The 20,079-nt window shown below is 72.6% G+C and carries 15 protein-coding genes; 7 read left to right on the top strand and 8 right to left on the bottom strand.

What is annotated here, in order from left to right; all coding sequences use genetic code 11:
* The first annotated feature begins 229 nt into the window (after nucleotides 1-229).
* Nucleotides 230-1,237: a hydroxyacid dehydrogenase gene (locus tag FXF51_RS58480; protein WP_148443519.1), complete on the top strand. Its 1,008-nt coding sequence runs from the start codon at nucleotides 230-232 to the stop codon at nucleotides 1,235-1,237.
* Here the strand turns inward: FXF51_RS58480 and FXF51_RS58475 are convergent.
* The 5 genes from FXF51_RS58475 to FXF51_RS58455 form a co-directional block, all read right to left on the bottom strand.
* On the bottom strand, nucleotides 1,225-1,776 hold the full coding sequence (locus FXF51_RS58475) for a dihydrofolate reductase family protein (RefSeq protein WP_148443518.1): 552 nt from the start codon (nucleotides 1,774-1,776) through the stop codon (nucleotides 1,225-1,227). The genes FXF51_RS58480 and FXF51_RS58475 overlap by 13 nt on opposite strands.
* A gap of 82 nt (nucleotides 1,777-1,858) precedes the next feature.
* Nucleotides 1,859-2,320, bottom strand: coding sequence for a hypothetical protein (locus FXF51_RS58470; RefSeq protein WP_148443517.1), 462 nt, complete (start codon nucleotides 2,318-2,320; stop codon nucleotides 1,859-1,861).
* 90 nt (nucleotides 2,321-2,410) lie between these two features.
* Complete coding sequence (locus FXF51_RS58465) at nucleotides 2,411-5,128, bottom strand: Tat pathway signal sequence domain protein (protein ID WP_187415175.1); 2,718 nt, start codon at nucleotides 5,126-5,128, stop codon at nucleotides 2,411-2,413.
* 36 nt (nucleotides 5,129-5,164) lie between these two features.
* The gene (locus FXF51_RS58460) at nucleotides 5,165-6,973 is read right to left on the bottom strand and encodes a hypothetical protein (RefSeq protein WP_148443516.1); all 1,809 of its coding nucleotides are present in this window, start codon (nucleotides 6,971-6,973) and stop codon (nucleotides 5,165-5,167) included.
* A 199-nt stretch (nucleotides 6,974-7,172) separates the two neighbouring features.
* Complete coding sequence (locus FXF51_RS58455) at nucleotides 7,173-8,234, bottom strand: Glu/Leu/Phe/Val dehydrogenase dimerization domain-containing protein (RefSeq protein ID WP_148443515.1); 1,062 nt, start codon at nucleotides 8,232-8,234, stop codon at nucleotides 7,173-7,175.
* A gap of 313 nt (nucleotides 8,235-8,547) precedes the next feature.
* On the opposite strand from FXF51_RS58455, the gene FXF51_RS58450 reads away from it, so the two are divergent.
* Complete coding sequence (locus FXF51_RS58450; protein ID WP_148443514.1) at nucleotides 8,548-9,948, top strand: phenylacetate--CoA ligase family protein; 1,401 nt, start codon at nucleotides 8,548-8,550, stop codon at nucleotides 9,946-9,948.
* Nucleotides 9,948-10,919, top strand: a complete 972-nt coding sequence (locus tag FXF51_RS58445; protein ID WP_148443513.1) for a hypothetical protein — start codon at nucleotides 9,948-9,950, stop codon at nucleotides 10,917-10,919. The genes FXF51_RS58450 and FXF51_RS58445 overlap by 1 nt, the downstream gene beginning before the upstream one ends.
* 3 nt (nucleotides 10,920-10,922) lie before the next feature.
* Here FXF51_RS58445 and FXF51_RS58440 read toward each other — a convergent pair whose 3' ends face one another.
* The gene (locus FXF51_RS58440; protein WP_148443512.1) at nucleotides 10,923-14,300 is read right to left on the bottom strand and encodes an AfsR/SARP family transcriptional regulator; all 3,378 of its coding nucleotides are present in this window, start codon (nucleotides 14,298-14,300) and stop codon (nucleotides 10,923-10,925) included.
* A gap of 225 nt (nucleotides 14,301-14,525) precedes the next feature.
* On the opposite strand from FXF51_RS58440, the gene FXF51_RS58435 reads away from it, so the two are divergent.
* The 4 genes from FXF51_RS58435 to FXF51_RS58420 all read left to right on the top strand — a co-directional run bounded on the left by FXF51_RS58435 (nucleotide 14,526) and on the right by FXF51_RS58420 (nucleotide 17,869).
* Nucleotides 14,526-15,545, top strand: coding sequence for a methyltransferase (locus FXF51_RS58435; RefSeq protein WP_187415174.1), 1,020 nt, complete (start codon nucleotides 14,526-14,528; stop codon nucleotides 15,543-15,545).
* An 89-nt stretch (nucleotides 15,546-15,634) separates the two neighbouring features.
* A complete protein-coding gene (locus FXF51_RS58430) occupies nucleotides 15,635-16,099 on the top strand; it encodes a hypothetical protein (RefSeq protein WP_148443510.1) in 465 nt (154 codons plus the stop codon).
* Nucleotides 16,100-16,152: 53 nt separating this feature from the next.
* The gene (locus tag FXF51_RS58425; RefSeq protein ID WP_222871973.1) at nucleotides 16,153-16,641 is read left to right on the top strand and encodes a GbsR/MarR family transcriptional regulator; all 489 of its coding nucleotides are present in this window, start codon (nucleotides 16,153-16,155) and stop codon (nucleotides 16,639-16,641) included.
* Nucleotides 16,642-16,660: 19 nt separating this feature from the next.
* Complete coding sequence (locus FXF51_RS58420; protein ID WP_148443509.1) at nucleotides 16,661-17,869, top strand: cytochrome P450; 1,209 nt, start codon at nucleotides 16,661-16,663, stop codon at nucleotides 17,867-17,869.
* Between the two features lie 4 nt (nucleotides 17,870-17,873).
* Here FXF51_RS58420 and FXF51_RS58415 read toward each other — a convergent pair whose 3' ends face one another.
* The gene (locus FXF51_RS58415) at nucleotides 17,874-18,389 is read right to left on the bottom strand and encodes an XdhC family protein (RefSeq protein ID WP_148443508.1); all 516 of its coding nucleotides are present in this window, start codon (nucleotides 18,387-18,389) and stop codon (nucleotides 17,874-17,876) included.
* A gap of 128 nt (nucleotides 18,390-18,517) precedes the next feature.
* The gene (locus FXF51_RS58410) at nucleotides 18,518-20,047 is read right to left on the bottom strand and encodes an alpha-N-arabinofuranosidase (protein ID WP_148443507.1); all 1,530 of its coding nucleotides are present in this window, start codon (nucleotides 20,045-20,047) and stop codon (nucleotides 18,518-18,520) included.
* Nucleotides 20,048-20,079: the final 32 nt, after the last annotated feature.

The raw sequence follows: 20,079 nt of genomic DNA, 5'->3' as shown, positions 1-20,079 counted from the left end.
CTAGCCGGTCTGCCGAGTCCGGCACAGGATCAGTGTGCCGGACTCGGCTTCCCACGATAGTGCAGGTCAGCGGCGATCGCGCTGCTTGGAACATAAAACGGTTACACACCTCTCGACAGAGGTCTCCGGCACTCCTCCGGAAGCCCCTGCATGCGACAACTCGGGGCATGGCAGAATGCACGAAAGCGTTTACATCGCTTTCCGTGTTCGACCAGAAGGAGACCACTCCGTGCCACGGCGACCCGTCGCGGTCTTCGCAATCGCGCCCTGGGCCTTCACCGGCGTCTTCCCGCCCGACCTCGTCGCCCGGCTGCGCCGCTCCGCCGACGTGGCCGACGAGGTGCGGCTCACCTCCTTCGACGGGCCCGCCGCGGCCGAGGCGCTGGCCGGGGCGGAGATCCTGCTCACCGGCTGGGGCTGCCCGCGCATCGACGCGGGGATCGTCGCCGCCGCGCCGCGGCTGCGCGCCGTCCTGCACGCGGCCGGCAGCGTCAAGTCCCTGGTCGATCCGGACGTCTTCGAGCGCGGGATCACCGTGTCCTCGGCGGCGCAGGCCAACGCCGTGCCCGTCGCCGACTACACCATCGCGGCGCTGGTCATGGGCGCCAAGCTCGCCTTCGCCCGCGCCCGCCACTACGCCGGCGGACGGGACAGGGCGCTGTGGCAGCCGGGCGACGGCACCGGGCTGCACGACTGCACCGTCGGCGTGATCGGCGCGTCCCGCATCGGCCGTCTCGTCCTGCAGCGGCTGCGCGGCTTCGAGGTGCGGGTCCTGCTGTCGGACCCCACGGTCACGCCCGCCGAGGCGGCGTCGCTGGGCGCCGAGCTGGTGGACCTCGACGACCTGTGCCGGCGCAGCGACCTCGTCACGGTGCACGCGCCCGCCCTGCCGGAGACGCGCCACCTGCTCAACCGGCGCCGCCTCGCCCTGCTGCCGGACCGGGCCGTGCTGGTCAACACGGCGCGCGGCTCGCTGGTGGACACGCGGGCGCTCACCGAGGAGTGCGCGGCAGGACGGCTCTCGGCGGTGCTCGACGTCACCGACCCCGAGCCGCTGCCGGCCGGTCACCCGCTCTTCGAGCTGCCCAACGTGCTCATCACGCCGCACCTGGCCGGGGCGCAGGGCCGCGAGCTGCGCCGCCTCGGCGAGTTCGCGGTCGCCGAGCTCGAACGGCTGCTCGCGGGCGACCCCCTCCGCGGCCAGGTGCTGCCCGAGCAGCTCCCCTACACGGCCTGAGCCTCGGGCACGTAGGTCAGGTGCAGCACCCCGGTCTGGTACGTCTCGTTCCCGGTCAGCTTCAGCGGGCGGGTCGGGGTGTCCTCGAACAGTCGCCGGCCGTGGCCGACGACGATCGGGTGGACCAGCAGGTGCAGCTCGTCGAGCAGCCCTTCGGCCAGCAGCCACCGCACGGTCGTCGCCGAGCCGGACACCTGGATGTCGCCTTCCACCTGTTCCTTGATCTCCCGCAGCCGGGCCGCGGGGTCGCCGGTGACGATCGTGGTGTTGGCCCAGTCGGCCTGCTTCAGTGAGCCGGTCACGACGTACTTGGGGGCGGCGTTGAAGCGTGCGGAGATCTCCGGGTCGGCGTCCGTCGTCGTCCAGTACGACGACCACTCCTCGTACAGCTTGCGGCCCATGAGGAAGCCCGCCGCGCCGTCCATGCCCGACTGGACCATGGCGCCCATCTCGTCGTTCCAGTACGGGAAGTGCCACTGGTCCGGCGACTCCACCACGCCGTCCACGGAGATGAAGAAACTCGAGACGATCCTGGCCATGCTCTCCCCCGCTCTCTCAGTTCGGTGGCTGAGAGGTTAAAGCGGCGCGAGGGGCGCGTCTTGTACGCAAACGACACCGCGGCTAATCCGGGGCGACGTACTCCAGGTCGATCGAGTCGGTGTGCGAGCTCCAGCTCAGGCTCAGCCGCCAGCAACCCGGGCTCGGCAGGTCGATGAGCGAGGGGCCCGGGCCGCCGCTGACCTTGGTGCGCACGGGCGCGCCGCCGCCCTCCAGGCGGGCCTCGATCCGCAGGGGCTTGGACGGGACCAGCGGCAGCCTCGACACCCAGAGGATCTTGTTGCCGCGGTTCGGGCGCGGCGGGCTGAACAGCGGGTAGCCGAAGAGCACGGCGACCATGTCACCGCGTCCGCTGAACACGTGGTGCGGCTCCGTGCCTGGGCTGAACCCGGCGCGCGCCCACTCCGGCAGCTCCTTCTGCACGACCTTGGAGACACAGGGGGTGGCCGCCCTGCTCGGCTGCTGGGTGACCGGGGCTCCCCCGCCCGTGCAGCCCGCCGTCGCGAGCAGGAGAGCCACCAGCATGACGTCACTCGACCGCGGCACAGCCGACCTCCGAGGCGGCGCGAAACCGGATTCGGCAACCACCGTACTCCGGGCCGGGTGACAACGGAATCAGATGTGCTCGCCCACAAGGGCGAGGCACTGGAAGGCGGCCAGGCCGTACTGCGCGCTGGCGTTCGTGCTCAGGTCCGCCTCGTCCACGGGATTGAGCACAGCCGGGCCCGTCACGCGCCTGGAGCCGAACGCGTGGTTGTCCGGGTATCCGGCGTGGCCGGTGCGCAGCTCCTGCCAGGCCCGCTTGGCCAGGGTCTGGTCGCCGAGCTGCCTGGCCGCGTAGGCGGTGGCGCGGGAGTAGGCCTGGCGCAGGTTGAGGCTGCCCCAGTAGGCGCCGGTCGCCGCCTCCTGCTCGGCCCTGGTGCCGTTGTAGAGGCGGCAGAACTCGATCCACTTGGCCTTCACGGCCTGGTCGTCGATCAGGCCGATCAGCTCCGTCATGACCTCGATGAGGCCGAACACCGAGCTGAGGCTGCCGATGCTCACCGACTTCTCCGTCATCGGGTTGTAGCGGCCGTCGGCCAGGTTGTAGGTGACGCCGGCCTGCACCCAGCCGTTGGGCAGCGCGGCGATCGTGGTGGCGCCGTTGATCAGCTTGGTGCGGGCGATCGGGTCGCCGCCCCGCTCCCACTCGGCCAGCCAGGCCATCGCCAGGGAGCCCCAGTCGGTGGTCTGGCCGACGCCGAGCGCCTTCGGGTCGGGGTCGAACGTGCCCGCGCCGTCCAGCTTGCGGCCCGGGTCGAGGACGAGGAAGGTGCGGTCGGAGTCGATCAGGTCGTGCATGACGTCGCCGATGCGCTCGTCGGCGGTCAGGAAGTAGTAGAAGCGCTTGTAGCCGGCGTTGCTGATGCGCACCTGCTTGGCGCTGTCGGCCCAGTGCAGGATGCCGTGCCGGGTGCCCAGGCCGCGCCACTTGCCGAGGTGGTACATGTCCACCTCGCTGGTGTGCCGGGTCATCGCCTCGGCGAAGCGGAACGCCTTCGCGTCGCCGGTGCGCAGGTAGTGGTACCAGAGCCACAGGTCGGTGGACAGCTCGGAGTTGTCCCAGGCGTAGCCGCCGACGTCGTAGCGCCACACGTGCCGGTCGCCGTCGTAGCTGTGCATGACGTCGCCGTAGTCCCAGAAGCCGTACCAGGAGCGCTGGTCCACCTGCTCGCGGTGGTACTGGTGCATCAGGTCGAGCTTGTCCTCGATCGCGGCCTTGGCCGGGACCGACCGGTCCACCGGGGCCCAGGAGCCGAACACCCCGGCCGCGTGGTTGTGCGCCGGCGGGCTGGTCAGCAGCGGCGGGGTGGCGTTGGCGGCGGCGAGCTGCGCGAAGCGCTCACTGGCCGGGGTGGCCTCAAGCGCCCAGAGGGTCAGCTCGGTGGTGCGGGCGACGCCGTACGGGGTGCCGAAGCCGGGCTCGTAGTCCTCGTAGGTGATCTCCAGGGCGTCGAGCTGCTCGGGGTAGGTGTCCTGGCCCAGGCCGTCGTGGTAGAAGCGCAGGTCCATCGCCCCGGCGCGGGGCGACCACATCCAGACGGTGGCCGTGGCCTCGTCGGAGGCGGCGCCGGTGATCTCCAGCTCGGTCGGGTGGAGCTGCCAGAAGTTGCGCATGCCGAAGGCCAGCCCGCCGGTCGGGCCACCCAGGTAGGCCAGCCCGCCGGCGCGGCGGCCACCGTCCACGCGCACCCAGGAGTGGCCTTCCCTGGTGCGCTTGTGGATCTCGAAGCCGTGCGCGTTGAGCTGGCTCAGCCGGTAGTCGCCCCAGGCCGGGATCCAGTGCAGGCGGGTGGTGACGCGCTGGTCCCAGGTGGCCGGGTCGGGGGTGGCCCTGCCCTGGTACTGGGCCTGGCGGACCGCCGCTCCTGGGTCGCGGCGCAGGCCGGTGATGCCGCGTACGGCCTCGGCGAGCACCCCGTCGCCCTCACCGGCGAAGCGGACGTGCCGGTCGTGCGGCTCGCCGCGCATCGGCACGGTGAACCGCACCCCGAGGCCGTTGACGAAGTCCTTGTTCTCGTTGCCGTCGTAGACGAAGGTGTGCACGACGCGGACGGCGTCGGAGCCCGCGTACAGGTAGAAGCGCACCGTGAACGGCAGCCACTCGCGCCGCCCCTTCTTGTGCCTGCCCTCCACCTTGACCACCGCGCGCACGGGGCCTTCCTGCTCGACCTGCACGGAGGAGACGCGGCCGGTGAACGACTCGATCCTGCCGGGCTCCTCGGCCTTGTCCTGGCGGGAGGCGACCAGGCGGCCGTCCCTGGCGATGACCGTCTCGCCCCGGCTGATGGACTTCACGACGTGGTCGCCGCCGCGTTCGAACACCACCGTGATGACGCCGGTGTCCACGCTCACCTTGCCGCCCTCGGTCCTGACCACGACCGGCTCGGCGGGCTGCGCCGCCGTGCCCGCCCCGAGCCGGTATGTCTCCGCACGCGGGCCGGCCCCGCTGACCGCGTGCGCGGTCCACTTCACCGACCCGTCAGGCCAGTAGCCGATCGGCCACGACTGCACCGGCACCTGCGCGCCCGCCTCGGTGGTCAGCGTGAACTGCTGGTCGGGCGCGAACGCGCCGCGCGGCCACGGCACGCCCCACGTCGTGCCGCCGGTCACCTCGGCGGGCACGCCGCCTTCCAGCCACTTCAGCGTGATCGGGTCATGGCCGTTCACCTCGGCCGGCGTCACCGTCGCCGCGGCCTGCGCGGCGGCCGGAGTGGCGCCGCGGAAGGTGAGGGCGGCCGCGGCTCCCGCCGCGGTGGTGACCAGCATGGAACGTCGGCTGATGTCAGCCACAGGGTCAACTCCTTGAATATCTACAGGGGAAGCGGCTCAGCTGCCGGCGTAGGTGATGCTCGGGCGGGGCGGCGTGGTCATGCCGTTGCCGAGGTAGTAGTCGACGTGGTGGTCTTGCAGGTAGCCCTTGACGGTCAGGTCGTTGCGGTAGGCCGGGTTGTGGGCGAGCGTGTAGAGCCTGGTGGCCGTCGGCCTGTCGGTGGTGAAGATGACCAGCTCGTCGTAGGCGGCGCTGGTCATCACGACCTCTTCGCGCCAGTCGCCGAAGATGTCGCCGACGAGCGTCGGGTACTGGGTGCCGACGTTGGCCGCGCCGTGGTTCCAGGTGGTCACCTGCCGCGCCACGCCTCCGGTGGCCGGGTCCCACTTCTCGATCTTGCCGTCGTTGAACAGCTCCGCGCCCAGGTCGCCGTCCCAGAACACGCGCAGGTGCGGCCACGGCCCGGTGGCCTGGGTGAGCGTGTTGGTGCGGGCGTTGTAGACGCCGTCGAAGGCCCACGTCTCCATGCCGAGGTGGCGCGGGTCGATGTCGGCGGCCATGCCCCGGCCGACGTCCGCGACGCCGTCGCCGGTGTGGGTCCAGAGCAGGTTGCCGTTCCCGGCGCCGTAGTAGTACTCGCGCAGGCCGCTGGGGTTGTCCTGCTGGACGCCGTAGCCCTCCAGTCCCGGCCGGGACGGGTCCAGGTCCGCGAGGTGCCACCGGTCGCCGTGCACGACGCCCTCGTCGGACAGCGAGTAACGCAGGGTGCCGTCGCCGTTGAGCACGAACCCGATCTCGGCGACCTCGTCCCTGCCGTCGCCGTCCACGTCGATGACGCGGGTGTTGTGCCCGTCAGGGAGGTTCCGGTCGCCGCGCAGGAACTTCCACTGCCTGGTCAGCGCGGTGCCGGTGAACTTCCAGGCGGTCATCATGAGGTTGAAGTCGCCGCTGCCGACCCGGTTCTTCGAGTACGCGACCAGGCTCGGCGTGACCCCGTCGAGGTACCCGACGGCGAAACGGGCGCCCATCGGGCCGTCGGAGAGATAGTCGGCCGGCATCGGCGCGGTGGCGCGGGGCGCCCCGGTGCGGCCGTCGAGGATGGCGATCGCCTGATGGGTGTTCGTCTGGCCGCCCGTGTACGTGGCGCCGTTGCCGAAGACGACGCCGTTGGCGACCTTGAGCGCCACCTCGGCGCGGCCGTCGCCGTCGAGGTCGTAGACGGTGGCGCCGTCCCAGTGGCCGACGTCGATGGTGGCCGAGCCGCCCTCGATGTTGTCCTGGTCGGTGCTGTTCGGCCCCATGTCGACCGACCACAGGAACGTGCCGTCGCTCTTGTACGCCTCGACCGTCTGCGGGCTGGTCTGGCGGTCGAGCACGTAGTCGTAGGCGCCGTCGCCGTCGAGGTCGCCGACCCAGGTGTACTTGATCGGGCCGCCGGGGCGCAGCGGCACGCGGACCACCGGCTCGACGGCGTGGTTCGCGGTCAGCAGGAAGGACTCGCTCGCGGGCTGCCAGACGCCGTCGATGATCGGCCGCACGTAGTAGCTGTTGCGCCGGGTGAGGTCGGCCGTGGAGTCGGTGAAGTTGGTGCCGCCGGTCAGCACTTCGGTGTTGAGCTTGACGGCCGCGCCGCCGGCGGTCGATCGGTAGACGTTGAAGCCGATCCCGTCCGGGTCCAGGCCCAGCAGCCGCCAGGTGATCAGCACCTCGGTGCTGCTGCGGCGCACGGCCACGACGCCGCGGTTCAGGCTCTCCATGGGACGGGCGGCGACCGCGGCCGCGGCGGGCTGGGGGACGGCGGCCGGGGCGGCGGCGAGGAGGAGCAGCGCCGAGGCGGCGACCCGTAAGCGGTGGGTGACGTGCATGAGGACCTCCTTGGTGACGGGGGGTACCGGGCAGTGATGTAACCCGGTCGAAATCCAAGAGGGTTGAAGCGTTTACATAGACGGGATGGGACCATGAACGCATGGTTAAGTCAAGGCCTCTGTCATGCCTGGCCCAGAGGGTTTGACGGGGAACCGCGCGTGCGCCATCATCGGCTGCAAGCGGTTTACCTACGAGAGATCAGCCCTCGTGGTCGGGGGCCAGCGGCGGGCCGTCGGGCAGGCCGCTGGGGTCGCGCCAGGTGGCCAGGAAGCGCTCGGCCACCGCGCACGCCCCGGCAAATGGGCCGTCCGGGTGCTCCAGCGCCTCGGCCGTGAGCCGGGCGATGCGCTCCGCCACCAGGGCGCGGGCGGTGTCCGCGTCGCGGGCCTGACCGGCGCGGTCGGCGAGGTAGCCGATGGTGGCGCCGGCGCCGCAGACGAAGTCGGCCAGCGCGACCACGCCGCGCTCGCGCAGCGTGCGCAGCCCCGCCGCCGTGTAGGGCACGTTCGCCGCCGGGGCGACCACGCGGGCGCGCACCAGGGCGGCTCGCTCCGCGGTCAGCGTCCCGGTGCGGGCGCCGGGCACGAGCACGTCGGCGGCCACCTCGTACAGCGCCCCGGCCGGGAGCACGGGCAGCCCGAGCCGGGTCACGCAGGCGTCCCCGTGCTCGGCGCGCGACCGCTGGAGTGCGGCCACGTCGAGCCCGGCCGGGTCGGCGACGCAGCCGTACAGGGTGGACAGCGCGACGACGCGCCCGCCACGCAGCGCGGCCTCGCGCACGACGGCGCCGCCCACCTTGCCGAACCCCTCCACCGCCAGCGTCCGCCCCGCCAGCCCGCCCAGCGCCGTCTCGGCGGCGACCACCACGCCGAGCCCGGTCACCATGGTGTCCACCAGCTCGCCGCCGGCCTCCTGGTGCATCAGCGAGTCCGCGCGGTAGTCGGGCAGCGAGGTGAAGTCCTGCGTCCGGGTGCCCAGGTCGGAGGCGGTGACGAAGTCGCCCTTCTCGATCAGCGGGGCGATCTCCGCGCAGTAGCGGGCCAGAGTGACCTCCCGCTCGTCGTCGGTGGCCCGCAGCACCGCCTTGGCGCCGCCGATCCGCTGCTCCAGCACGGCCAGCTTGTACGTCATCGCCCGCGCCAGCAGCCCCGCCTCCCCGGGAGTGACGTCGGGGGCGAGCCGCGTGCCGCCCGCGCTCATCGGGCATTCGAGGTCGAAAGCGACGTATCCATCCACGGAGACGAGTTCCACGATCCTCATGAACAGTCCTCAGAGCCGACCGGCGGGATATGGCGAATATCGGCGAGGCGGCGCCGCGGGTCAAGACCGCCCTTGTAGCGAGTGTGTAGGGACTCTCTGGCGGGCCGTCACATCCTTGATCGCAGAGGGCGCCACCAGCGCGCCCCCTGAACAACCAGGGAGATCCCTATGGTCAAGACCGCTCGCCGCTACGCCAAGTACGCGATCAGCACCCTCTCCACCGCGATCTTCGTGCTGCAGGTCTGACGAGGACGCGTGAACCCCCGGGAGGGTGTCTCCCGGGGGACACACCCCACGAGCGGAGGAACGAGGCGTGTTCGGGACCGCGGTACGCCAGCTTGGCTACGCCTGGTCGATGATGTCGGGGCGCAGGTTCCGCTTGCGGGACGTGAACGCGCTGGCCGACGACATGCGCGAGACCCTGGAGACGTTCGGCTCGCCCGGCGAGGGCGCCGACGACATGCTCGCGGGCGACGACCCGGAGATCCAGGCGGACCTCGCCAGGCGGCGGCTGCGGCGCACGGTGCGGCACGCGGTGGCCGAGACCCCCTACTACCGGCACTGGTTCGCGGCGAACGGGGTGGACCCCGCCTCCATCACGCCCGGCACCCTGTCGTCGATCACCCCCACCTCCAAGGCGGACCTGCGCGGCAGACCGGCGGCCTTCGTCTCCGACCGCGCCGAGCCGGCCGTGCTCGCGCACACGACGGGCACCACGGGGACGCCGACGCTCGTCTGGTTCTCCCGCTACGAGATCGAGCTGATGTCGGCGCTGTCGGCGCTCGGGCTCATGATGGCCGGGAACCTGCGCTCCGAGGACGTGTGGGCCAACGCGATCAGCTCCCGCTCCATGGCGCAGATCCTCACGGAACGGGCCGTCACCCGCACCGGCGCGGCCTTCGCGCACCTGGGGGCCATCGACCCCGCCGCGACGCTCGACCGGCTGGCGACGCCGCTGCACGTACCCGGCAAACGCCCGCAGATCACCCACCTCAACCTGGCCGCCTCCTACCTGGCGGCGCTCGTCCAGGAGGCGGACAAGGGCGGCTGGAAGGCCGCCGACTTCGGCCTCACCACGATCTGGTCCGGCGGCGAGGTGCTCACCGACGCGCTGCGCGAGCGCGCCGAGCAGGTGTTCGGCGCGGAGGTCCGCGACGGCTACGCCATGACCGAGATCGCGCCCGTCTCGGGCCGCGTCTGCTCCGACGGCCACCTGCACCTTCCCCCCGACCAGGGCATGGTCGAGATACTCGACCCCGTCACGCTCGCCCCGGCCGCGCCCGGCGAGATCGGCACGATCGTGGTGACGCCGTACTCGGCGTTCCGCGACACCACGCTCCTGCTCAGGTACGTCACCGGCGACCTGGTCAGGACCCTGCCGGAAGGCGAGACCCCTGCCTGCGCGCTCGCCGCGATGCCCGCCACCTCGCGCGTGCTCGGCCGCGTGTCGCCCGGCGGGCTCACCACGCGTGACGTGCTCGACCTGCTCCAGGCCGAGCACAGCCTGCCACTGCCCACCCGGTACGCCCTGGACGGCGAGCTGCTCTACGTGGTGGCGGGCAAGCACGACCCCGGCCTGCTCGGGCGGCTGGAGGAACGCGCGCACGGGCTGCCGCTGACCGGCATCGTCCTGGTCGAGACCGCCGAGGACCTGCCCGCCCCCTGCCGGCTCCGCGCGGACCTGCTGGAGATCAGCTTCGAGCGAGGACTGTGATGACCCCGTACGTGCCCGCGCTGTACGCGCTCGTCGCCCTGACCGTCGCGCTCGCCGCCGGCTACCTGGGCCGCTACGTCATCCCCCGGCCGCCCGTCGGCCGGATGGTCGGAGCGGACATCGCGGTCATGGTCGCCGCGCTCGTCGTGATGCCGTTCGCGTACCTGCACGTGCCCGTCGCGGTCGTGGTGTCGATCTTCGGGCTGGTGGTCCTGACGCTGGCCCAGCTCACGCTCGCGCCCGTGCTGGGCGGCCGGTGGGCCATGATCACGGCGCTGGCGCTGTGCGCGGCCGACGTCGCCGCGTACGCGATGGGCCTGCCCCTGGCGCTGCTCGTGGTCAACGACGCGCTGCTGATCCTGCTCGTGGTCGGCGTGGTCAACCTGTGGGTGCAGGCGGCCGTCACACCCGCCCAGGTCGCCGCCCTCGCCGCCGCCCTCACCGTGTACGACACGCTGGCCACCGGGATGAGCTCGCTCACCATGGACTTCGTGGAGCGGATGCGGGAGCTGCCGTTCGCGCCCGTCCTTGCCGCCTCCTACGGCGCTAACCCGGCGCTGATCGGGCTCGGCGACTGCCTGATGTTGTCGATCTGGCCGCTGGTGGCGCTGCGGGCGTACGGGAAGCCCGCCGCGTGGACGGCGGCCGGGCTGGAGGCCGTGCTGCTGGCCGGGTCCATCGTGCTCGTCCTCGTCGCCGGGCGGCCGATGCCGCTGCTGACCGTGCTCGGGCCGCTGATCATCGTGCAGTGGCTGTACTGGCGGCGGTGGCTGGCGCGCCGGACGCCCGCCCCGGCGCGGCCCTCGGTGAACCGGGCGCTGGAGGTCGCGGACGGGCCCGCCGGGGTGTGGGTGGCGGTGTCACCCGGAGGCGGGGTCGTCGCGGAGGGGGCCACGCCGGGGCTGGCCCGGCGGGAGGCGCGGCTGGCGGGAGCGCGGGAGGCGCCCGTGGTCTGGCGCCTCCAGGAATGACCCCTACCTCGCCTCTGCCAGGGGCTGCGTCACTCCGCCCGCCCGCTCCAGGGGCGGCGCCGCATGACCGGACTCCGCCAGGAAGCGCGCCACCTGTTCGGCCTCCGCCGCGTCGCCGAACAGGGCGAGCGAATCGCGCCACGCCACAGCCGACTCCTCGGACCGGCCCAGCAAGGCGTACGCCCGGCCCAGCTCCAGCAGCGTGCGCGCCCGCCACACCTCGGGCCCGTCGCCGCCGAGCCGTTCCAGCGCCGCCCCCAGATGCCCGAGCGCCTGCCCGGGATCGCCCTGGCGCAGGCGCACGACGCCCAGGGCGTGCCCGGCCAGCGCCTCACCGAGCACGTCCCCGCACTCCACGAACAGCCGCAGGCTCGCCGTCAGCGTCTCGGCGGCCTCGTCGAAGCGGCCCAGCGCGCCCAGCGCCTCGCCGAGGCGGCGCAGCACCTTGCTCAGCTCGCCCCGGCCGCCCACCGCCCGCGCGGTCAGCAGGCTCTCCCGATAGCAGGCGACGGCCTCGGCCGTCTCGCCCTGCTGGTAGAGGGCGGTGCCGAGCCCGCGCAGCAGGTGGCCGCGGATCGTGTGGTCCTCGTCGGGGGTCACCGCCAGCCGGGCTCTGACGATCTCCGCGGCCCGGCCGTGCTCGCCCCGTTCGAGGTGGATCCAGATGGGCCAGGTCCACGCGTACGCCAGCCCGGCGGTGTCGCCGTGAGCGGCCAGCAGGTCGAGGGCGGCGTACGCGTCGGCCAGCGCCTCGTCCAACCGGCCCATCCCGTGGCGGGCCCCCGCCCTGCTGATGAGCGCGTACGCGGCGCCGTGCGTGTCACCGGCGCGGCCGAGGTCGGCCAGCAGCGCCTCGCACGCCTCGTCACCCCGCACGTAGCGGCCTCGCTCGACGTCCACCGTGGCCAGCAGGAGCCGGGCCCGCAGGGTGGCGCACTCGTCGCCCATGCCGATCACGATCCGCTGCACCTGCTCGGCGTCGTCGAGGTAGTGCTCCGTGAGCAGGTAGCCGGTGAGGTGGTGGGCCAGCTCGGCGGCGGGCGCGACCAGGCCCAGCTCGGCCGCGGCGGCCAGGGCGAGCATCAGCGTGCGCCGCTCGGCCGCCAGCCACGCCGCGCTCGCCCGCACGTCGGGCGCCGGTCCTGACTCCGGGTCCCTCGGAAACGGCGGGGACAGCGGGATCGGCAGGTGGCGCGTCGCGGTCCTGGTGCGGCGCAGGCATTCCAGCACGTGCCTGGTCAGGGCCTCGCGGCGGCGTCGCGGTGGGTCCTCCGCCTCGGCTCGTTCGCGGGCGTACACCCTGAGCAGGTCGTGCAGGCGGTAGCGGGGCTGCCCCGCGCCGTCCACCTCGGTGGAGGTCAGCATGCCCCGCGCGACCAGCGTCTCCAGCGCCGCATCCGCCTCCAGCCCCGCATCCACCTCCAGCCCGTACGCCGCCGCGCCGGCCTGCGTCCCGTAAGGCCCCGCATCCACCTCCAGCCCGTACGCCGCCGCGCTGGCCTGCGTCCCGTAAGGCCACGCATCCGCACGCAGCCCGTGAGCCGCCGCATCAGGCGTCAGCCCGTGAGGCGCTTCCGTCTCCCGCCGGGAGGGTCCGAGGAGGGCCGCGACCGACCACTCCGCCACGCTGTCCAGCCCGGTCAGCCCCAGCAGCCGGAACGCGCGCCGGGCCGAGTCCGGCAGCGCCGCGTAGCTCGGCTCGAACGTGGCCCGCACGTCCAGCCCGCCGACCACCAGCTCGTCCAGGCCGCGCCCCGCCAGCCGGGTGGCGAGCTCGCTGACCGGCCACACCGGCCGCGTCGCCAGCCGGGCGCCCGCCACCCGGATCGCCAGCGGCAGCCGGCCGCAGGAGCGCAAGATCTGCTCGGCCGCCCCGGGCGCCATGCCGATGCGGTCCTGGCCCGCCACGCGTTCGAGCAGGATGCGGGCGTCCTTCTCGTCGGGCAGGTCGAGCGTGAGGCGTATTGCGCCCTCCAGGGCGGGCAGCCGCGAGCGGGAGGTCACCAGGACGGCGCCGCGCGGCGTGCCGGGCAGGAGGTGGCGGAGCTGGGCCTCCTCGACCGCGTCGTCCAGCACGACGAGCACCGCCCGGTCCGCCAGGCGCTGGCGCAGCAGGCGGGCGCGCCCCTCGGCGGAGGCGGGGATGGCGGCGCCGTCCAGGCCCAGGGAGCGCAGCAGCACGTCGAGCAGTTCGCCGGGCTCGCGGGGGCCGCGTTCGTCCTGACCGAGGCGGACGAAGAGCTGGCCGTCGGGGTAGTCGGAGCGCAGCAGGTGCGCCAGGTGGACGGCGAGGGTGGTCTTGCCGATGCCGGGCAGGCCGGACACGATCACGATGGGCGGGCTGAGCCGGTCCTCCCGCGCCCTCAGTGCCGCGGTCAGCTCGGCGATCTCGGCCTCGCGCCCGACGAAGTCCGCGGTGTCGGCGGGCAACTGGCACAACCGCCGGAACGCCACGGGCACCGCCTCCCACTCCTCGACCTCCTCCGCCGACGGCTGCCGCGTCACGTCGGAGTCGTCGCCAAGCGCCGCACGCGCCATGGAGTCGTCCCGCACCGCCGCACGCCCCACGGTGTCCCCCGCCAGCAGTGCGGCGTGCAGGCGGCGCAGCTCGGGCCCCGGTTCGATGCCCAGCTCGGCGACCAGCAGCTCGCGCGCCTGCCGGAAGGCGTCCAGGGCCTCGTCCCGCCGCCCGCCCCTCCCCAGGGCGACGACGAGCTGCTCCCACAGCCGCTCCCGCAGCGGGTGCGCCGCGACGAGGGCACGCAGTTCGGCGACGAGGTCCTCGCGGCCGAGCGCGAGCCGCACGTCGATCCATTCTGACCGGGCGACGGCCAGCCGCTCCTCCAGCTCGGTGATCCGCGGCGCGATCGCCCCGCTGAGCGGCACGTCCTCGGCGGGCGTGCCGCGCCACAGGGCGATGGCGGCCGCGTACTCCCGCTCGGCCACCACCAGGTCACCTCCGGCCAGGTCACCGCCCGCCAGGTCGCCCGTCCGTTCGCCACCGGTCCGTTCACCGCCCGTCCAGGCCGCCCCCGTCCGAACAGCACCCGTCCTGGCGGCGCGCGCCCGCCGCAGTCCCTCCTCGAACACCTGGAGGTCCAGCCGCCCCGGCGGCACCTCGCACACGTACCCCGACCCTTCGGTGCGCACCTCCAGCCCGCTGCCTTCGAGCAGGCGGCGGAGCTGGCTGACGTAGGTCTGGATGTTGGCGACGGCCGAACGCGGCGGTTCGTCCCAGACGGCGGAGATGAGCCGGTCGGTGGAGACGGTGGCGTTGGGGTGGAGCAGGAGTGCCGCGATGACCGCCCGCTGCTTGCGGCTGAGGCGGATCCGGCCCGCCGGGCCGTTGAGGCGGATGGTGCCCAGGATCGCGAAGTCCACCAGTCCTCCCTAGGGCTAGATCGTGAAGATCAGCTTTCCGGAAGGCAGTACATCTCTCGTTACGGGGTTTTGACAATCGCCGCAAGCCGCTGGTCGAACGGGATGCCCGACTTCAACGCGAAGGACGAGGGGCGGCGGGCGTCCGGGGCGGGCCTGGCGGGGCTCCTGAAATTTCGGGCAGAACTCTCCGATGACACCATCCGTACCGGATGTCATAGTGAGTCCATGTCGTACGCCGACGGCGGGAAACCAGCGGAGCACGTGCTGCAACTGCTGAGCGGCTTCTGGCACACCCAGATCATCGTGGTGCTGTCCCGGCTGCGCGTCGCCGACGAGCTGGCCGCCGGGCCGCGCTCGACGCGGGACCTGGCGGCGGCCGTCGGCGTGGACCCCGGCGCCCTGCTACGGCTGCTGCGCGCCGCCGCCACGGCCGGCTTGATGACGGAGACCGAGCCGGACCACTACCGGCTGACGGAGGCGGGCGAGTGCCTGCGCTCCGACTCCCCCACGGCCCTGCGCGAGCTGGCCGTCGCCTACGGCTCGCCGACGGTGTGGCGTCTGGTCGGGGAGTTCGAGCAGGCGGTCCACACCGGCGAGCCGGTCGCGCCGACGCTGCTCGGCCGGACGTTCTGGGAGCACCTCGCCGCCCATCCCGAGGAGGCGGAGCACTTCGCGCTGGGCATGGGAGAGCAGTCGGCGCAGGTCGCCGCCGATGTCGCGGCCACCGTGGACCCCTCGGCGTACGAACGGCTCGTGGACGTCGGCGGCGCCTACGGCGTGCTGCTCGCGGCCCTGCTGGACAAGGCGCCGTCCGCGACGGGCGTGCTGCTCGACCGGCCGCCGGTGATCGAGGCGGCCCGGCAGCGGCTGCGGGGCTCTCCCTTGGCCGAACGGATCGACCTGGTCGGCGGCGACTTCCTGGAGGAGGTCCCGAAGGGCGATCTGTACCTGCTGAAGTGGATCCTGCACGACTGGGACGACGAGCACGCGGTCCGCATCCTGGCCACCTGCCGCCGCGCCGCCCCGCCCGGCGCCCGGCTGCTGCTGGTCGAGATGCTGCTGCCCGAGCCGTGGACGCCGTCGCACGTGCACATGTCCGACCTGGCGATGCTGGTGCTGCTGGGCGGCCGTGAGCGTACCGAGGCGCAGTACCGGGACCTGCTGCGGGCGGGCGGCTGGGAGCTGGAGGAGGTCACCCCGACCTCGGGCCGCTACAGCATCCTGCGAGCCGTGACGGGGGCGTGAACGCGGTGGCGGCCCCGAGGACGTAGGGTCCAGTTCAGCGACCAGTTCCCGGCCGTACCGGCGACGGCCCTCGCGAGATGGAAGCCCGCATGACCGTCACACCCGAGCAGTTGCGTGCGCTCGCGGCCCGCGCCGACGCGCTCACCGCCGAGGTCTGGGCACTCTGCGGCGGCTCACCGGGCACCGAGCCCGACCCCCTGGTGGAGGCGCGGCAGGCGGCGGGCTACCTGGCCAGGGCCGCCGAGGACCTGCAGCGGGCGGCGGCCGAGCTGGCCAGGCTGCAGGTGCGGCCGTGCGGCCTGCCGTGGGGCGTGTGCGCGGAGCACGGCAACACGCTCTCCTCCCGGGCGGGCATCACCGAGTGCCGCGTGTGCCACCGGACCTGGAGCTACGACCGGCTCGGCCGGCCGTGCGAGGAGCCGGCCACGTGGAAGGTGATCGACCAGGCGGGGACGGTCACGCGGATGTGCGACGGGCACGTGCTCGGCGCGCGCGCCGCCGCCCACGGCGCCACGTTCGTGCGGGTCGACGAGGTCGCGGGCCAGGCCGGCTGATCCCAGCTCTTCTCACTTCAGGATCCTCGGCGTACCGTACGTAAAGTACGTACTTGACGATCGTTGCGGAGTTGACGCCCGTGAAGCCCTCGGAGAGCGAGTTCGTCGATCGGATGGGGCTGGTCATGGAGCGCCTGGGTGCGACCCGTTCCATGGGCCGCCTCTGGGCGTGGCTGATGATCTGCGACCCTCCCGACCCCTCGCTCACCGACCTGGCGGCGGAGCTCAGCCTGAGCAAGACCGCCGTCAGCACGGTCGCCAGGCAACTGGAGGCGGGAGGCATCATCGAACGTGTCCCTGCGGCCGGCCGCGAGCACCGCTACCGGGCGGTCGGCGGCGGGTGGGCGCAGATCCTGCAGGTCCAGCTCGGGCTGGTGAAGCAGAGCCTGGAGACGCTCGAGTACGGGCTGTCGATCCTCGACGAGAGCCGGGCCGCCCAGCGCGTCCGGCTGGCGGAGACCAGGGACTTCTTCGCCTTCACCGTGCAGGACGGCGACGAGATGCTGCACCGCTGGCAGGAGTACCGCGACGCGTCATCCTGACAACCGACAAGGAGTGGCGATGGCCGACATCGTCGAACGGTACGACATCCCCGTACAACACTTCTGGCTGCACGGGCCCCGATCGGGCCCGGCGGTGGAGTTCTCGGCCGACGCCGGAATGTGGAACGTCTACGGTCACCCCGAGCTGCACGAGGTGCTCGGCGACCCGGCGGCGTTCTCCTCCGACACCATGCGGGTCGTCCCCGCGTCCATGATGCCCTCCAAGGACGACTTCTCCCTGGACGGCTTCATCACCCAGATCGACCCGCCCGAGCACGGCAAGCTGCGCAAGCTGGTCAGCAGCGCCTTCACGCGCAAGGTCGTCGCGGATCTCGAGCCCAGAATCGCCGCGCTCACCCATGAGCTGCTCGACGCGGCGCGTGATCGGGAGCGGTTCGAGCTGGTGAGCGACCTGGCCTATCCCCTGCCCGTCATCGTCATCGCCGAGCTGCTGGGGGTGCCCAGCGGCGACCGCGCCCTGTTCAAGCGGTGGGCCGACGCGCTGTTCCAGCGCGACGCCAAGGTCTCGGTCAACCGGCCGTCGGACGACCGGGAGGCGGAGCTCCAGGCGGTGATGAAGCCGTGGAAGGAGATGTCCGACTACCTGGCCGGGCACGCCGCGCAACGCCGCAGGCAGCCGCGCGCCGACCTGCTCACCAGGCTGGTCGAGGCCGAGGTGGACGGCGAGCGGCTGCCCGACGACCAGGTGGTCAACTTCGCGATCGTGCTGCTGCTGGCCGGGCACATCACCACGACGATGCTGCTCGGCAACACGGTGTTGTGCCTGGACGCCTACCCCGAGCAGCAGGACAGGGCGCGGGCCGACCGCGCCTCGATCCCGGCCGTCATCGAGGAGTCGCTGCGGCTGTTCACGCCGTTCGCCGCGCTCGGCAGGGCCACCACCCGCGAGGTGGAGCTGGGCGGCGTGACCATCCCGGCCGACCAGATGGTCATGTGCTGGCTCGGGGCGGCCAACCGGGACCCGCGGCAGTTCCCCGACCCGGAGGCGTTCGACCCGCACCGCGACCCGAACCCGCACCTGGCCTTCGGACGCGGCATCCACTTCTGCCTGGGCGCTCCTCTGGCCAGGCTGGAGGGGCGGATCGCGCTGAACATCCTGCTCGACCGGTTCGAACGGCTCCGGACGGATCCCGACGACCCGGTGCTGTTCATCCCCACGCCGACGCTGACCGGGGTGCGGCGGCTCCCGCTCGTCCGGAACGTGTGAGCGCCTAGAAGAGGAACCCGCCCGGGCGGCCGTTGCGGTCGGCGATCAGGCCGGCGAGGGTCGCGACGGCGATCTCGGGCGGGGTCTTCGAGCCGATGTTCAGCCCGATGGGCCGGTGCACCCTGGCGACCTCCTCCGGCGGCACCCCCAGCTCGGCCAGCGCCCCCACGTGCGGGGCGGTGTGCCGGGCGCTGCCCATGATGCCGACCCAGCGGACGGGGTACTTGAGCACGTCGCGCAGGACCGGGCCGATCTCGTCGCGGTGGTGGTCGGTGAGCACCACGTCGGCCGTGCCGTCCAGGTGGTCGGCCAGCCGCTCCGCCCGTACCGAACCCCGGGCCTGGCGCTCGGGGTCGGGCTCGTACAGGACCGTGCGGTAGCCGAGCTCGGCCCCGAACCTCAGCAGGCAGTCGGCCACCGGGGAGTCGAAGACGGCGACCAGGGTGCGCCCGTCCGCCGCGACGGGGGCCTCGCTGTGGGCCACCTCACACGCCGGGTCCTCATCGTGAGTGTGGGTCATACCCCCGTACGTTACGCGGCGGGGCGCGGCGTGAGCAGGCCCTCCAGGCGGGAAACGGGCGCGTACCGGGCCGGCGGCCTCGCTCGCCTCCGCCGGCCCGTCGCCGATCGGACCGATGTGCACCCGTCTCAGCCGAGACGGCCCTCCACGGTGACGAAGGAGTGAGCGGGCAGGTGCACGCGCAGCCCGGTCGCCGTGGCGGTGACCTGGTCGTGGGCGCGCGGGGCGATGGTGGCGGGGGCGTCGGGCGTGTTGTGCGCCTGCAGCTTTCCTGCGGTGAGGATGCGGGCGCGGACGTCGGCCAGGGTGCCGCCGCGCAGGTCCAGGTCGACGTCGGCGGGCTGCTCGGCGTCCAGGTTGGACAGCGAGACGAGCACCTTGCCGTCCTTGCGGCTGGCCGACAGCGAGACGGTGGTCAGGGTGTCGGTCCCGACCTGGCGGGCGGGCGCGTCCGCACGCAGGTCCACGCGCAGCGAGGTGGCGTCCTGGTGGCCCTTGTTCATCTCGAAGACGTGGTACGTCGGCGTCAGCACCAGGGCCTTGGTGTCGGGGTCGGTGAGGATCATCGCCTGGAGCACGTTGACGGTCTGGGCGATGTTGGCCAGCACCAGGCGGCCGGCGTGGCGGTGGAAGATGTCGAAGTGCAGGCTCGCGACCAGGGCGTCCCTGAGCGTGTTCTGCTGGTAGAGGAAGCCGGGGTTGGTGCCGGGCTCGACGTTCCACCAGGTGCCCCACTCGTCCAGCGCCAGGCCGACGGTCTTGCCGGGGTCGTAGCAGTCCATCACGTTGGAGTGGCCGGTGATCAGCTCGTCCACGTGCGCGGCCTTGACCATCGTGGCGTAGTAGTCGCCGTCGTCGAAGACCGTGGCGTCGCCCTTGTCCTGCCACGTTCCCGGGATCGTGTAGTAGTGGAACGACAGGGCCTGCATGAAGTGCGTGGGGCGGTAGGCGCAGCCCAGCTCGCCGTACTGCTTCATCAGCGTCTCGGTCCAGCCGTAGTCGGCGGAGTTGGCGCCGGCGGCGACGCGGTAGAGCTTGTTGTCGCCGTGGTCGCGGCAGTAGGTGCCGAACCGGCGGGCCTCGGCCGCGTAGTGCTGGGCCGACATGTTGCCGCCGCAGCCCCACGCCTCGTTGCCCAGCCCCCAGAAGCGCACCTTCCACGGCTCCTCGCGGCCGTTCTGCTTGCGCAGCCGCACCATCGGCGAGTCGCCGTCGCGGGTCAGGTACTCGACCCAGTCACTCATCTCCTTGACGGTGCCCGACCCGACATTGCCGGAAATGTACGGCTCCGTCCCCAGCAGCTCGCACAGCGCCATGAACTCGTGCGTGCCGAAGTGATTGTTCTCCTCGACGTTGCCCCAGTGCGTGTTGACCATCACCGGCCGGTCCGCCTTCGGGCCGATGCCGTCCATCCAGTGGTACTCGTCGGCGAAGCAGCCGCCCGGCCAGCGCAGGTTCGGGATGTTCAGCGCCCTGAGCGCCTCCACCACGTCGAGGCGGATGCCGCCCTCGTTCGGGATTTCGCTGTCCTCGCCCACGTAGAAGCCGCCGTAGATGCACCGGCCGAGGTGCTCGGCGAAGTGACCGTACAGGTGCCGGCTGATCACCGGGCCTGGCACGTCGAGGTTGATGACAGCGGGCACGACGTGGTCACTCATCAGGGCACCGTTTCTCGTTCCAAGGGCGAAAA

The sequence above is a fragment of the Nonomuraea sp. PA05 genome, from assembly GCF_008086045.1.
GTDB lineage: Bacteria > Actinomycetota > Actinomycetes > Streptosporangiales > Streptosporangiaceae > Nonomuraea > Nonomuraea monospora.
This window is presented reverse-complemented; position numbering and strand designations above follow the sequence as displayed.

Excerpts from the sequence above, each read along its gene's own strand:
- FXF51_RS58410 (WP_148443507.1), bottom strand. The coding sequence starts at position 20,047 with ATGAGTGACCACGTCGTGCCCGCTGTCATCAACCTCGACGTGCCAGGC.
- FXF51_RS58415 (WP_148443508.1), bottom strand. The coding sequence starts at position 18,389 with ATGACCCACACTCACGATGAGGACCCGGCGTGTGAGGTGGCCCACAGC.
- FXF51_RS58470 (WP_148443517.1), bottom strand. The coding sequence starts at position 2,320 with ATGCTGGTGGCTCTCCTGCTCGCGACGGCGGGCTGCACGGGCGGGGGA.
- FXF51_RS58435 (WP_187415174.1), top strand. The coding sequence starts at position 14,526 with ATGTCGTACGCCGACGGCGGGAAACCAGCGGAGCACGTGCTGCAACTG.
- FXF51_RS58455 (WP_148443515.1), bottom strand. The coding sequence starts at position 8,234 with ATGAGGATCGTGGAACTCGTCTCCGTGGATGGATACGTCGCTTTCGAC.
- FXF51_RS58430 (WP_148443510.1), top strand. The coding sequence starts at position 15,635 with ATGACCGTCACACCCGAGCAGTTGCGTGCGCTCGCGGCCCGCGCCGAC.
- FXF51_RS58445 (WP_148443513.1), top strand. The coding sequence starts at position 9,948 with ATGACCCCGTACGTGCCCGCGCTGTACGCGCTCGTCGCCCTGACCGTC.
- FXF51_RS58420 (WP_148443509.1), top strand. The coding sequence starts at position 16,661 with ATGGCCGACATCGTCGAACGGTACGACATCCCCGTACAACACTTCTGG.
- FXF51_RS58460 (WP_148443516.1), bottom strand. The coding sequence starts at position 6,973 with ATGCACGTCACCCACCGCTTACGGGTCGCCGCCTCGGCGCTGCTCCTC.
- FXF51_RS58475 (WP_148443518.1), bottom strand. The coding sequence starts at position 1,776 with ATGGCCAGGATCGTCTCGAGTTTCTTCATCTCCGTGGACGGCGTGGTG.